Origin of the sequence: Sporosarcina sp. PTS2304, assembly GCF_003351785.1 — a bacterium.
Lineage (GTDB): Bacteria > Bacillota > Bacilli > Bacillales_A > Planococcaceae > Sporosarcina.
Window position 1 is genome coordinate 3,192,203 of record NZ_CP031230.1, and the last position, 14,327, is coordinate 3,206,529.

The 14,327-nt window shown below is 34.2% G+C and carries 13 protein-coding genes; 10 read left to right on the forward strand and 3 right to left on the reverse strand.

The genetic code is table 11. The annotated features are described in order from the left end of the window. Positions 1-236: 236 nt before the first annotated feature. The 8 genes from DV702_RS15340 (at position 237) to DV702_RS15375 (ending at position 3,565) form a co-directional block, all read left to right on the forward strand. A complete protein-coding gene (locus tag DV702_RS15340; protein WP_114925531.1) occupies positions 237-626 on the forward strand; it encodes a hypothetical protein in 390 nt (129 codons plus the stop codon). A gap of 118 nt (positions 627-744) precedes the next feature. Further along, positions 745-1,290: a hypothetical protein gene (locus DV702_RS15345; protein ID WP_114925532.1), complete on the forward strand. Its 546-nt coding sequence runs from the start codon at positions 745-747 to the stop codon at positions 1,288-1,290. A 165-nt stretch (positions 1,291-1,455) separates the two neighbouring features. Further along, positions 1,456-1,647, forward strand: a complete 192-nt coding sequence (locus DV702_RS15350) for a hypothetical protein (RefSeq protein WP_114925533.1) — start codon at positions 1,456-1,458, stop codon at positions 1,645-1,647. A gap of 294 nt (positions 1,648-1,941) precedes the next feature. Beyond that, positions 1,942-2,157 (forward strand): hypothetical protein, encoded by a 216-nt coding sequence (locus DV702_RS15355; protein WP_240315645.1) that lies wholly within the window; start codon positions 1,942-1,944, stop codon positions 2,155-2,157. Positions 2,158-2,245: 88 nt separating this feature from the next. After that, on the forward strand, positions 2,246-2,491 hold the full coding sequence (locus tag DV702_RS15360) for a cold-shock protein (protein WP_114925535.1): 246 nt from the start codon (positions 2,246-2,248) through the stop codon (positions 2,489-2,491). Positions 2,492-2,580: 89 nt separating this feature from the next. Further along, positions 2,581-2,844, forward strand: coding sequence for a hypothetical protein (locus tag DV702_RS15365; protein WP_114925536.1), 264 nt, complete (start codon positions 2,581-2,583; stop codon positions 2,842-2,844). A gap of 69 nt (positions 2,845-2,913) precedes the next feature. Then, a complete protein-coding gene (locus DV702_RS15370) occupies positions 2,914-3,201 on the forward strand; it encodes a hypothetical protein (RefSeq protein ID WP_114925537.1) in 288 nt (95 codons plus the stop codon). A gap of 163 nt (positions 3,202-3,364) precedes the next feature. Beyond that, a complete protein-coding gene (locus DV702_RS15375; RefSeq protein ID WP_114925538.1) occupies positions 3,365-3,565 on the forward strand; it encodes a hypothetical protein in 201 nt (66 codons plus the stop codon). Positions 3,566-4,274: 709 nt separating this feature from the next. Here the strand turns inward: DV702_RS15375 and DV702_RS15380 are convergent. The 3 genes from DV702_RS15380 to DV702_RS15390 are packed head-to-tail and all read right to left on the reverse strand — an operon-like array spanning position 4,275 to position 7,872. Continuing rightward, positions 4,275-5,123: an HNH endonuclease gene (locus DV702_RS15380; protein ID WP_114925539.1), complete on the reverse strand. Its 849-nt coding sequence runs from the start codon at positions 5,121-5,123 to the stop codon at positions 4,275-4,277. A gap of 51 nt (positions 5,124-5,174) precedes the next feature. Continuing rightward, positions 5,175-6,482, reverse strand: coding sequence for an McrC family protein (locus DV702_RS15385; RefSeq protein WP_162805834.1), 1,308 nt, complete (start codon positions 6,480-6,482; stop codon positions 5,175-5,177). Continuing rightward, positions 6,475-7,872 carry an McrB family protein gene (locus tag DV702_RS15390; RefSeq protein ID WP_114925541.1) on the reverse strand — a complete coding sequence of 466 codons (1,398 nt, stop codon included), beginning with the start codon at positions 7,870-7,872 and terminating at the stop codon, positions 6,475-6,477. Before DV702_RS15390 ends, DV702_RS15385 begins: the two co-directional genes overlap by 8 nt. 1,651 nt (positions 7,873-9,523) lie before the next feature. Here DV702_RS15390 and DV702_RS15400 point away from each other — a divergent pair. After that, the gene (locus DV702_RS15400) at positions 9,524-11,551 is read left to right on the forward strand and encodes a site-specific DNA-methyltransferase (RefSeq protein WP_114925543.1); all 2,028 of its coding nucleotides are present in this window, start codon (positions 9,524-9,526) and stop codon (positions 11,549-11,551) included. Beyond that, positions 11,548-14,169 carry a DEAD/DEAH box helicase family protein gene (locus DV702_RS15405; RefSeq protein ID WP_114925544.1) on the forward strand — a complete coding sequence of 874 codons (2,622 nt, stop codon included), beginning with the start codon at positions 11,548-11,550 and terminating at the stop codon, positions 14,167-14,169. The genes DV702_RS15400 and DV702_RS15405 overlap by 4 nt, the downstream gene beginning before the upstream one ends. The last annotated feature ends 158 nt before the right edge of the window (positions 14,170-14,327 follow it).

Consider the following 14,327-nt stretch of genomic DNA (forward strand, 5'->3'; position numbering starts at 1 on the left):
AAAAACGCGTCCCACTATTATTTTTCCGCACAGATTATATAAACGGAGGTATAAAAATGTGGATGTTTTTGGTGGCACTAGTCATTTCGTTAGGAGTGGCATTTGGATTTTTTGATACTAAAAAGAAAAAAAGTAAATGGTAATGTAACTAATGGGCGCGTTTGTAGGACGACACTGTACTAGAATCGGGCCATGATTATCCAAGAAAAACTATGAAGCTTTCAGGGGGATAATGTATGAAAAGAATTGGGATTATCTTGAGTATAGTTATAGTTATTGCAGCTGTTTTTATATTTGTAAATAAATCATATTATCCATCCTTGCCAGTTGATAGCCTATCCGCAAGAGAAACAATCGAAAAACTAAATAAGTCTGATGAAAAGATAGTAGAGATTGCAAAAGATGATAAATCTATTTGGTACATCACAAAAAATGAAGAAGACGGCATTTTAACAGTTGATGAAAATATTAAAAAAATGATTAGTACGAAGGGTTGGGAGTTTAAAGATAAAATGGGTTCTGGTCTTTTCTTTGAAAAAGATGATGAACAGTTAACCGTTACAACTCAAATGTGGACTAAAAAATATGTTCTTATTCAGGTACAAAATCAATTTAAAGAAGCTTAAAACATTAAGCAATCAGGGCGCGATTGTCGTACAACGTAGTGCTGCAATCGGGCCAGATTGATTAAAAAGGGCTATGGTTAAAGTGAAATACCAAGTAAATAATTTTGGGGGTGTATAAGTGAAAAGACGCTATATTACATTGCTGGTTATTTTTATTTTATTAATAGCTGCTATATATTTATGGAATGAAAAAAATGAGGAATCAAAGACCCGCAATACAATTTATCTTACACAACTTTCGAAGGACGTTGAATTTCTAACAACTACTGTAATGCTTAATTCGATTCCTGACACTTTTGAATTGTATAGTGATGAATTTACAGAGGAAGAATTAAGTCTTTTTAAAAATTCCCTACAGATTATAAATAGGGAATTAAGTGTTGCATCAGTAAATATAGAAAAGATTGAAGATATTGATGATAGAGATAATACCCTATCGGAATCAATAGATGAACTTCGTCAATTGTTTTCTGAAATTCAAGAAGATGCAGGGAAAATAGATAAAGATGTGTTTATTAAAATAAGCGAAATTGCCCCAGATTATTCAAGAAAATTAAATGATCTTTTTTACAAACCATCGGCAGAAAACATCTTTAAAAAAGGTCCTGATGTGTTAGAAGAAATGAATCAGGAAATTGAAGAACTGATAAAGCAGGATAAATAGAATTAATCAATTGGTAGTAATAGTTCAATAATCGGGAGAGTTTCTTTAGAACCTCCCGATTTTTCTTATTCCAGAAAAGGGTGCGATTCTTGTATAAGAGATCTACACCCTATTCAATAATGAGACCAGATTATTAGAAACAATTTAGGGTTAGGAGGAGACACAATGGACAAATTTCATCGGTCTAGCTTACTGTTAATTATTATTGTTTCTATAACGGTATTTATATCTACGTATTGGCTAGATTTAGAGATTGGATATGGAATTATACTTTTGATCATAGCTGTTGGCTATACTATTTATCTAAATTTTAAAGCACTTAGAAATGAACAAATGAAAGATAAGCAACTTCGATAATCGGGCGCGATTGCGTTACATGATTTATTCGTAGTAACTTAGTTGATCGGAGCGGAAACCGGCGACTCTGGGAGGATCAGCGGGACAGGTGAAACACCCAGCGAGCGAAGCGAGGGGTGTGGTTCACCGCCCGCCCTCCAGAAAGCGTCCGGTTGCAGCGCAGATCAACGGTTTCAAACCACTATCTAGCTATCGGGCGCGATTGTCGTACAACGTAGTGCTACAATAGGGCCATATCGTTGTATAAACTATGATAATTTAATCTAAGAATTTATAACATTTAGGAGGAATCATTTGAAGAACACGAAATTAAGGGTTGCGTGGATTGTTCCAAATATTTTTATTTACCTAATGTTTATAGGTGCTTTGATATTTGTGACAATAAATATAAAAGGGATTCAAGAGATTGGTATGACATCACTTTGGATATTTAATTTATTTGTGCTTTTCGTAGGTTCAGTATTAGGTAGCCTCCGTATCAAGCATTGGATTAAAAATGGAAAAATTTAAGAAGGATTATTCAGTTATAGGGCGCGATTTCAGTGTGAATGATGTGTCCAGATCACTTAAATAAGCGGAAATTGGAGGTCGGACAGATATGAAACGAGAGGGAATTGTTAAGTGGTTTAAAGAAGAAAAGGGTTATGGTCGTATTATGCTTGACGGTGAGGATGGAAATCTCGTTTTTGTTCATTTTAGCTCGATTTCACCTAATGAAGAAGTATTTCCGAACGAATTCAGATATCTTAAGCAAGGTCAGAAAGTGTCTTTTGATTTAATTGAAAACCCGAATTCTCCTGACCAAAAGCAAGTAGCAGAAAATGTAATCATTATTACGGAGTAAAAATTTCTTCACAGCAAACGGACGCTGATTGCGTAAAAAGAATCGTGTTCATACCGCAATTGGCCCATATTGTGAAATGAGGTTAAAAGATGGATTGGAGCGCTCTGTTTGAAGTTTTACGAAATATATGTATGATTCTATTCATTATGTTTTTTATAATAGATGTTTTTTCAAAAAGGTCTTATAAAGTTCTATACCATATAGCATTAACATGTGGAGTCATTTTCTCGGCTTTCATATGGAATTGGGCAATAGGATTCAAAGCGGGGTTTATTGTTCTCTTTTTAATTGTGGCTGTAAAGACAATTTCTGATGTTAGAAAAAGAGAGATAGATACTAAAACAGAAGCGTGAAGGTTAGAGAAAACTGTTAAAGTAATTAGGAAACAAATCATCAGTGTTTCAAAAAAAGGAGGGTGAACTATGGTTCTCTTGTTTTGGCCGTTTATGATTGCTTCTATTATTTTTTCTGTTGTGGCTCTAAGTATGAAAAAGCCACTGTTTCTCGTAATTTCCTTTGTTTTACTCATTCCTTTTTCGCTTTATTTAGCTGCTACACCGCTATTTAGATGGTGGGGGATCGTTTTGCCTTTCTTTTATCTCGGTTCAGCTGTAGCGCTTAAGAAAAATATTATGTGGCTATCCGTTTTGCTGATTGTGCCTGTTATCATCATGATTGGTTGGATTGGATATGTTGTGGTAACTCAGTAATGAATAACGCAAATAGCCTATAAAGCATCAAGGACAATTTGACGAACGCTTCCACCATAGCGAAAAAAATATTTGCTCAAATAGTGCCAATACTATTCGTTTACTGAAGTGTAGAACTTGTATGAACAATGCGTGTGATATATAACTAAAAGAAGGTGAAACTATGAATTTTTTATTGTTGTTTTTGTTTTGGATCGGCTGGTGCTTCATGCCCATTTGGTGCACAGTTTTTTGTATGAATTTGGTTTCGATAATGAAAAAGGTCAAACACGAGGAAAAAACGACAGCTAATACAGTGTGGCTTATTATTTCGTTGACGATGATTATGTGGACTACTGCCTCTCAAGCGATGGGCTTCGAGTAAACGAATGGATGCCAAAAATACATGCAATGCAGCGCCATATTCGGATCAAATGACGAACTTTACGTATCATGCTGTCCATGCCTTTTTGAAACTGCCGCCACGAATTTTTCCCTCAGCTGTATACTTTCCGTAAAAAATCACTATATAGGTGAAAAAAAAGGTTTTTTCTTTTTAGACTCTATTTTCCCGTACATATTCATTGTAAAAAATAGGTTCACACGATGTTCGCTGTACATAAATAACTGTAGCCACATTGACGAGATCCACTTTGACGATGTGGACGTGCCACATTGACGAGATCCATCTTGCCACTTTGACGATGTGGACGTGCCACATTGACGAGACCCATCTTGCCACATTGACGAGACCAATAACTTAAGAACTTAAGAACTTAAGAACTTAAGAACTATAAAACATAAAACATATTGTCGAGTTGCCACTCGACGTGATCTCTTTTTATTTATTTTTAAAAAAGTTGTCCACCTTTTATGCATAGCTGTCTATCTAGTAAGCAAAAGGTAATAGGCGACATACGGTTGTGTACCCCGGTTGCTATATTGGAATGAATGAGGAGAGGGCGGTGGATTCGGTTGATGCGTATGGATAGTGAGGGTGTTTGGAGTGTTGTCTTGAATGTCAGAGTGAGTACATTGGGTACTATCGCATTGTACACACTCTGGTACTGTTGGAAAGACGGAATGTGAAATGATTACAGAATACCGTAAAATGAAAGCAATTCATCTTTTTGGATCAGGATTCCAAACTGTTCGTATTTGTGCTTCCTTCGCTCATACAATGTTTCTACCAGTGGTAATTTTTCATCTTTGATAGCGTAGTGAATTTGACGATGACAAGTAGGGCATAAACAAGCGATGTTTTCTGCAAAGTCAATTGTATTATGGAATAAGTCTTGTGTGGCCATTGGTAGCAGATGATGGCCTTCTACGTATGGTCTGGAATTTTGATCAGTGAATGTTTTGTGGTTTTGATCCATTTCGCAACGCCATCGATGAGCGCTTTTTGATTTTATTGTTTCTTTTATGTTGCGGGGATAAGCCTGTCTTCCAGCAATTTGTACTTTCCCATAGCGCTCCGTTGCCTCGGAAATGACAGGTAAATCCAAGATCAGCTCTGATTGCTTCGTAGAGTAAAAGTACTCGTCTACTGCACGATCAATCGGATGTTCTTGCAGCGAATTGCGATGGATGATGTAAGATTGGAAACAATTGATGGCGGCATTTAGAAAACTGCCTTCAGCTGCGTTAAAGCTTTTGTAGCTCGGAATGTTCCTAAGCTGTTCCACTGCATGATATGCATCGATTGACTCGAACGCAGGGAAGACAGCATCAAAAATCTCTTCGAAAAAAATGATGCTACGAATCAAGTAGCCAGCATAAGATCGCGCTTTACCACTATCGCCTTTCGATTTGCCGTCTTTCACAGTCAAATATTCCGCATACAAACGAAAACTTTCCAATTCATCGGCAACCCGTATTCTAGTTTCAATAAATACTTGTTCTTTTGCTTGAATTTTGCGAAATGGAGAATAGTTAGTCATGTCAAACCTCTTTCTCGGAATACCGTAATCGACACACGCCACTTCAACAGATCACGCGAACTTTTTAGACACTAGCTCGGCTAGATGGTTCATAGATTTTTCTATCTCATACAAATTAATGAAGAAAATATACATGATGACGGAATCGTGACTTGAAAATTGTATAGGCTCCGATTGCACAGGAAAGCCGTTATTCCATGGATAGACGAGAATCACGCATTCCGCATCGTATTTATGATGGTAGGCGAACATTTGGTACATGTCTGCTTGGGAAATTCCGTAATTGCTGCGTAGATCATTCTTCAAGATTTTCCATTTTGTATCTAACACGATGCACTTCTCGTTGTGCTCAATGACAATGTCTGGTCGTAATGCGAAACGTTTTGGTACATCGAATAGTGAATGTGTCCGATCTTGTGTATATATCGCATATATCCTATTATCCATAGTTCGTTTTAAAACGCCGGCAATGTAGGCCTCGTATACTTTCTCCATAGGAAATAAAAGTGCGTAGGCGACGCTCGTACCGGAAAATGTAGTAAAGCTTTTATTTTGCAGAAAGACTTTGCACCATTCCAGCACGGTACGGTAGTCTTTCATATTTCTATCATTGGTCAGGGTAGAGAATGCATCATTCGGATTGTAGATTGTCTCTACTTGATCGAAAAATTGTAGGGCCGATTTGATATCTTTTTTATTCATCGAATGAGACGTTTTGGTTTGTATATGAAGCAAAGCTGTTTTAATCAGCCGATTTTCTGTGCGGTTAAGATCCAGTTGATCGTACGTTACATGGAATCTTTCTTTATGTGCTAAGTTATAACGAATATGTTGTGTAATATTCAGTTTTCCTTTGTAATACACTTCATTTCCCGCAAATGCTTGATAGTCTGATTTCAGTCCGCGAGTCAGTAGCCACTTAACTTCTGTAAGAAACATTTGGATGAATAGTTCCAATACATGATGATCAGCAAGTTGTAAGTTGGCCATAGTAAATTTTTTAAACGGCAAATTAGGCAAATGCATAAGCATAGTAAGAAAGACTCGTTTCGTTTCTTCTTCGGATAGATCAGAAGCCGGGGAATGAATTTTCGGCAAAATCTCAATTTCTGTACCATTTTTCAGTTTCAATACACCTACGTAATTTTTGGTACGAATGACTTTCCCTATCCCTTTGACGTTTCCTATAGACAGGAAAGACGCTATATCGTCGGATGTCTCAGAAATCGCAGTGCTGTCTAAAATGAATTGTTCTAGCAGATCAAATGTCACATCATCTAGCATATGATAGTTGGCATGATCGACTGAAAGATTTCTTGTGAAGCTGTCGAACTCTTTTACTGTCAGCCGCTTATTCATATATACTCCGGTACGCTGCTGGATGTAAAAATGCTGCGTCATTGATCTCGTATAATGTTTTCTCTTCCATATGAGTAGGAAGAGTCGTGCCGAATAGATCGATTGGATGGATGGAGCGTTCTTTGATGAATTGCAGTGCAGTATCTTTTCCATAATCTCCGAGGATCAACTGAATCATTTCATAGTCTTCGTAAAAGTACTCTTGTAATAGAGGAATGATCGCATTTTTGAATAGGTCTGCTAGCCGTTCCATCGTAGGATCTTGCAGCAATGGCATGAAATACGCATGTCCTATCGTACGTTCTCTGTCATACAGTGCTTCAATGCGTGTATTGATCTTATGTAATAACGCTTTAAAATCGATCTGTTCCAGTTCAATAGATTCTAGCAACGCGGGATTCGGAAGCAGTTCGATAAACTGAAATCTTCTTCTGAGAGCTGAATCCAATCTAGCTATGGAACGATCGGCTGTATTCATAGTCGCTAATATCGTAACATTGCTCGGAACTCCAAACGTATTTTGTGAATAGGGGAGTTGTAGAGTAATTTCCTCACGTTGCCCTAATCGTTTAGAAGGCTCGATCAATGTAATGAGCTCCCCAAATATTTTAGAAATATTGCCTCGGTTGATCTCATCGATGATAAATACATAATGTTGGTCGCTATGTTTCCTCGCCTGATCACAAAACTCTTGAAACAGCCCTTTTTTTAACTCGTAGGTCAATGTCTCTTCTGTATCTTGCATGACAGGTTTAATGCCTTCGATGAATTCCTCATAGCTGTATGATTGATGAAACGTCGTGAACATAATTTGTCCAGTTGACGTAAAATATTCAAAACGATTCCGTATCGCTTCATAGCTATATTTTTGAATCTGATGTGCGATTTCTGAATAGGGAACGCCTTCAATTTTGGCTACGGCATAGGCTGTTGTATTGTATGTTTTCCCTGTTCCAGGTGGACCGTAGAGGATTAGGTTGTCTCCTAGATTTTGTTTAGGTTGTAAATTCGGTATTTTTGGTATATCAGGTTTTGGTGATATAGGTGGGTTTATTATCGTACGATTTTTAGAGATACCTGTTTCTTGTTCTTTTAGAAACTCTGAATATTTTTCCATCCCGTGATAGAATGCTTGGTTTCCTGCTGCAATATTAACTTCTTTATAATTTGGAGCGGCATAAATGACTTTCCTGACTCTATCGAACTCGGTTGAGTCCTTGATCGAATAAAGCGAAGGTATTTCCTCTTTCAAACCAATTAATCTTGAAGGAGCAGTTGCGATAGCTGTCGCATATGCATTAATAGTTCCACTTTTATATGGCTTGTTATGGTTGCTCAATTGTTTAGACATCCAATCTGCAAATTCCTTACGTTGTTGTTTTAGATTCATATGTTACAACCTCTTTCTAAATAGTGTTATCTATTTCGTACTAAAATAATACTCGATTGAATACTAAGAATATATCATAATATCTGTAGTATACTGCTCTTTAGTAATACACTACTAATCATTTATGTTTAATGTAGCTTCTAAAAATAGATATGCGAAGGATAAAAAATAGGTCGTTAAAGTATGTATAGATGAAGTTATAAAAATGTTATCGCTATTACTATGACAATTCTAAATAATTATCTAACAATTATATAAGATCAAATAAAGCAATATATACATCATCTAGTAATAAAACCTCTCGACTAAAGGAAGCTAATAAGAAAATTGGACTTAAATGTTATGTGTCATAGATTCTATGTTGTTTTTGTAAATAGTACCCGTGTGTCACAAATACTATTTCAATTGGTATAGTATCAGATGAAAAGTAAAGTGTTGCATTTCTTGACTAACAAAGACTGTCATTTTAAATTTATGTAAACCAGTAAGAAAAACTAATATTTATATAAAAGTCTGAATATTTTAATAAATTAAAGGTTTTTAATTTATTGTGTCGAATAAGGTTCTTAGTAAATAAATTGAAAGGAGAGTCGCTTATCTATACTTCTACATGTCTATTGATAATGAAGTTGACTGTAGTATAGATACAAGAACGTTTCCAAACGTTGCAGAGGCATGAGAATTAGTGAAGAAAACTCTAATATGACTGATATCGATTTCATATCAGGTAAGAATAGTAGATCACCAATGATTATTTACGGTAAGAAAATTGAAATTATTCTTCTATGAATATTTAATATTTTAGTATATTAGAGTGAATTGAACTAAATCATTTAATAGAGAGGAGAGGAACGATATAAATTTCGATGCAACTTTAAATTTACAAGGAGAAGAATTTGTATGTACTGTTTTCGATCCAACAGATAAATCACGTGCAGTGTTAATTTTAGGTGATAATATGAGTGGAGAACAGGAAGGTCCTATCTTTGTATATCTTTACTTACTCATTGATGGCGAAGTTGATCATGGCATAGAATCATTTATGTTCCAAGAACCAGTTGATGCACTGAATTTTATAAAAAACTTTCACAGTATGACAGCACTAGAATTTATGATAAGTTGTATTGGCTGTCCACCAACTATCTACTGACATAAAAACGAATTATCCGAAATGGATGATTCGTTTTTTAGTTGAAATATAATTAGTGTAATTTCTGTTGACGACCTGAGTGCTAATATGAGATCGTTTATATAGGCAACTCTGTTACTGTGGTTTGAATGGAATCTTAGGTCGGAAAATGTAATACAATATACGAAGATGAATTATAGCACATTCTTAAAGAAAAATAGTATTAGAAATATTTATAGATTAAATGAAAAGAGTAGTGAAGAGAAAACTATATGACGGTACTTCGACTATAGAAGTACTTTCCGTAATTGATTTTTTAGCATGTTGCTTATAAGTTAAGACAGTAGAGGATTGTTGGTATCTATTATTAACGAATCATTTTGGGAAGTAAAAAGTATATAGATAGTTTTTGTGTAACAAGATATACAGATACTGGATTTATATATCATTTGCTTTAAATAGTTGCTACATTATATGTTAGATAGAGTAATAAAATAGAGAATTTAGATGGAGGAATATTAATTGGAAACTAAATTATTAGAAGAGATAAAAGCTGCTTTGTTAAAATTCCCAATATATTGGGAAGGAGAGAATTTATTAAAGTCTAAAGTTATAGAGGATCTAAGAGAATATAAAGTTGACTTAATAGAAAGTTTATTAGCGAATGAGCTAATTAAGGACTTTTATTCTATAGAGTTTAAAAACAATACTATCTTTAAGATTGAAGAATTTATAGGTATGCTTCGATATAAGAACTATTGGAACAATAGTTATACAAATTTCAGCAATGATATCGGATTAACAAGTGACAACAAATACTTGAAATATAATACCGATGTAGTATTGGATTTTCCGCATAAGGATTGCATATTAGAAGCTGGGATGACTAAAGAAGACATAGGTAAGAATGAAGTTTTCTATCACAATGTTTTAGCAAAAGAAGAAATTGATTCTTTACTTTCTCCTAAAGTACTAACGAATGTAAGAAAGTATGATGAAACAGGAGAATCTTCAATTACCAAGTTTACTGCTGAAGATAATCTGGTTATCAAGGGAAATAACTTAATTGCTTTACATACCTTAAAAGAAAAATATGCGGGTCAAGTAAAACTTATATATATTGATCCTCCTTATAATACTGGAAATGATGGATTTCGTTATAATGACCGATTTAATCATTCGACATGGCTTACTTTCATGAGAAATAGATTAGAAGTTGCTAGAGACTTACTTGCAGACGAGGGTGCTATATACATATCAATTGATGATAACGAAGCAGCTTATTTGAAAGTTATTTTAGACGAGCTGTTTTATAGAGAAAACTTCTTAGCGCAAATAGCGTATGAAAGATCAGGAGTATCAGGGTTAGGACAAGGAGGTTCTTTCTTAGTGAACACTCATGAATCGATTTTAGTCTATGCAAAAAACAAAGACAAACACACAATATTTAACGACAGAGGATTAGTCAGTTTAGAAAAGAAAGATATGACAAGATACAATAAAATTTTAAATAAAATCGGTACACGTGTTGAAGTAGACAGGTTTGTAGCTCCTTCTACAAAAGAAGAAGTAATAATTTATAAACATGAAAATTATGATATTGGAACAATTTCTTTAAGGTCATTCAAAGAAAGAGAAGGAGAAATTAGAGAAGAGTATATAGCTAATTTTGATAAAGTATTTAGGAATACCAGTGTTCAAAAAGAAAATGAGTTTCAGAATAGAATTCTCAGTTTATGTAATGAAGGTTTATTTTCAGCAGATTATAAGGTGTCAAGGGGTAAAAATAAAGGTGAATGGGTAACAGCATACTATCTAAATCAGCAAGTATTTGCTTGGTTAAAAGACTCGGCTTTAATTGAGGAAAATGAAATTTTTAAAACAAATAAGCTATCTCAATTTTGGACACATGGATCAATTCCTAAAGCAGACTTAGCAAATGAAGGTGGGGTAGACCTTAGAAGAGGCAAAAAACCTGAGAACTTGCTTAAGAGAATAATAGAGCTTGAGACAGAGAAAGAAGATATTGTTCTCGACTTCTTTTTGGGAAGTGGTTCAACCTGTGCTGTAGCACATAAAACAGGGCGACGTTATATAGGCATTGAACAAATGGATTATATTGAAGGCACAACCTTAACCCGCTTAAAAAATGTGATAAACGGTGATCGAAGCGGTATTTCTAAACAAGTTGACTGGAACGGTGGTGGCAGTTTTATTTATGCAGAATTATGTAAGCTAAATGCAGAATATATTAATATGATTAATACAGCTAAAACAAAAGAGAATGTAGAAGAAATCATTAATGTGCTTAAAGAAAATGCTTTCCTGGATTATAGACTCAATATTGATAACTTAAACTTCTACGATGATCGATTCGCTTCTTTATCGTTGGAAGAGCAGCAGGCTCTTTTAATAAAGAGTTTAGATGCAAATCAAATGTACTTAAGTTACTCGGAAATAGACGATACTCAATTTAAAATTACTGAATCTGTGAGAGAATTTAATAATGATTTCTATAATAATCAGAAAAAGGGAGATGACGAATCGTGAGTAATGAGATTCTTCATTCCAAACTTCATCGATCACTCCATGATTTAAGTGAAATTGCGCAAGGAAATGTACTCTTTGAAATTCCAGACTATATTATAAACAACCTTAGTCATAAGCTACGTCCTTATCAAGAAGAAGCGTTACGTCATTTCATTTATACACAAAGATTAGATGCAGCAGATTTAGCTTATAATCATTTGCTCTTTCATATGGCGACTGGTTCCGGCAAGACATTGGTTTTAGCATCAACCATTCTCTATTTGTATAAAGAACAAGGCCATCAAAACTTTATATTCTTTGTTAATAGTGATGCAATTATAAAAAAAACAATAGATAACTTAACTAATATGGGATCGACAAAATATTTATTCAATAGTAATGGTATTACTATTGATGGAAATCCTATATCTATTAAGGTAGTCGATGTTTTCCCAGCACTCCCAGCCGATAACACTATATATCTTAAACTTACTACCATACAAAAACTGCACATGGATTTAACTAATCCCCGTGAAAATGGATTAACTTTTGAGACACTAAAAGAAAGTGATCTTGTCTTGCTAGCTGATGAAGCTCACCATATTAATGCACTGACCCGAAATGACAAGAGGACATTAAATACCAAGGAAATGCAAGAGAGGACTTGGGAGAATACAGTTAATAATATATTGAAGCTTCATCCATCGAATAGGTTAGTTGAATATACTGCAACAATTGATTTGAGGAACGATGCATTATTTGAAAAATACCAAAACAAAATTGTCTTTCAGTACGATTTAAAGAGATTTATGAAACAGGGTTATTCAAAAAATGTAGTTTTACTAAGAGCAAACGAGGAAGACAGTCAGAAAATGTTCTTAGGTATGCTATTAAGTCAATATCGTAAATATATTGCTAAAGATAATGGTATTGATTTAAAGCCCATAATTTTATTTAAATCAAATAAGATATCAATTTCATTAGAGGCTCATAATAATTTTCTCAATATGGTAGAAAATCTAACAATCGAGCAATTGCAATCGACTGTTGAAAAAGGAATTATTCTTTACGAAAATGAACAAAGTATCTGGCACAAAATGTTTGAATACTATAGAAGAAAAAATTTAGTCCAAGTCATACGAGATTTACAATGGGAGTTTAGAAGTCAAACACTTTTAAATGCCAATGATGCGGCATTTCTATCAGAAGGCAATGCCTTGTTGTTGAATACTTTAGAAAACAGAGATAACCCTGTTCGTGCTATCTTTGCTGTAGCGAAATTAAATGAAGGCTGGGATGTATTGAATCTTTTCGATATAATTCGGATTAGTGAAGGAGCTACAAGTACTAAAACTACTACAGATAGTGAAGCTCAACTAATTGGTCGTGGAGCTCGCTATTATCCATTTATAGTCGAAGAAGAACGTTCATATACTCGGCGATTCGATTACGCTGATAGTGATTTAAAAGTGATTGAAACCCTTCACTATCATACAATTAATGAAAATTCTTATATAAAAAATTTAGAGAAGTCATTAGAAACAGCTAATATTCAAATTAACGAAGATCAATATACTCGTTATGAAGCTAAAATAAAACCTAAAATTAGAAAAATGGACTTCTTTAAAAATGGGAAAATATATATTAATAAACTAGTTCCTACATCGGCCGAAGATTACAAATCATTAAATGATTATACAGTGTCACAAGTATATGATGTCTCGTATGAAACAGCTGTAGAACAACAATATTTGTCTGGAGAAACTACTACCAGCGGAACGAAAAGACATGAAATTCAAATGGAAATTTCAAGATCAATCCTACAAAAAGCATTGCAAAGAAACAAATTTTATAGATTCAGTAACTTGAAATATTATGTGCCAAGCATAACTAGCATTAAAGATTTTATAGAGAGTGAAAATTTTCTTGGGAATTTAAAAATCAATTTATCTCTACCCTTAGGTATTAATGCAATTGATTTATCACCGAAAGAAAAACTTACTATAGTTGAACGTTACCTTTCATACGCTGAAAAAAATATTCGTTCAAACTATATGAAAGAGTGGGGAACTCCTATATTCGAAGGAGTAGCACTTTCAAAGTATATAGACGATTATGTAATCAATATGAATAAAGTAAATAAAGGGTCTGGAAAGGTACAAGAGAAAGTTCGTGCTCGAACTATGAGGAATCATGATTGGTATATTTATGACCAAGCAATAGTAAATGGTTGGGAAAGCGATATGATTGATTTTGTGAATGATTATATAGATAGCTTAAGAGACCGCTATGAGGATGTATATTTAATACGAAACGAAAGAAAAGTAAAAGTTGTGGAGATTGGTGGTACAAGAGGGTTTATGCCAGACTTCTTGTTGTATCTAAAAGATGCAGATTTCACGTATCAAGTATTTTTGGAGCCTAAAGGAGACAATCTACGTGAGCATGATCAATGGAAACAAGATTTCTTGTTATCATTGTCGACAAGAAGTGATATAGAAGTATTGGAGGAAAATGACAGTGTGCGCTTGATCGGTATCAAATTTTATTCAACCGACACTGATCTAAAACAAGAGTTTAGAGAAGATTTTAAAACAAAACTTTTAGATGGTGTAGATTTAAATGAATTTGATATGTAAAAACAAAAACTTCTTAAAACAATAAGTACTATATATTTGGCACTTAAAAACAAACTACCATATTATAAAAACTTGAGCAACATGTTTACTTTCTTAAGAATAATTAATAGATCCGTCGATAGATTTCTATGAGCTAGAGATGGATCTTCTACGAGTAT

Excerpts from the sequence above, each read along its gene's own strand:
- DV702_RS15340 (WP_114925531.1), top strand. The coding sequence starts at position 237 with ATGAAAAGAATTGGGATTATCTTGAGTATAGTTATAGTTATTGCAGCT.
- DV702_RS15350 (WP_114925533.1), top strand. The coding sequence starts at position 1,456 with ATGGACAAATTTCATCGGTCTAGCTTACTGTTAATTATTATTGTTTCT.
- DV702_RS15360 (WP_114925535.1), top strand. The coding sequence starts at position 2,246 with ATGAAACGAGAGGGAATTGTTAAGTGGTTTAAAGAAGAAAAGGGTTAT.
- DV702_RS15365 (WP_114925536.1), top strand. The coding sequence starts at position 2,581 with ATGGATTGGAGCGCTCTGTTTGAAGTTTTACGAAATATATGTATGATT.
- DV702_RS15370 (WP_114925537.1), top strand. The coding sequence starts at position 2,914 with ATGGTTCTCTTGTTTTGGCCGTTTATGATTGCTTCTATTATTTTTTCT.
- DV702_RS15375 (WP_114925538.1), top strand. The coding sequence starts at position 3,365 with ATGAATTTTTTATTGTTGTTTTTGTTTTGGATCGGCTGGTGCTTCATG.
- DV702_RS15380 (WP_114925539.1), bottom strand. The coding sequence starts at position 5,123 with ATGACTAACTATTCTCCATTTCGCAAAATTCAAGCAAAAGAACAAGTA.
- DV702_RS15385 (WP_162805834.1), bottom strand. The coding sequence starts at position 6,482 with ATGAATAAGCGGCTGACAGTAAAAGAGTTCGACAGCTTCACAAGAAAT.
- DV702_RS15390 (WP_114925541.1), bottom strand. The coding sequence starts at position 7,872 with ATGAATCTAAAACAACAACGTAAGGAATTTGCAGATTGGATGTCTAAA.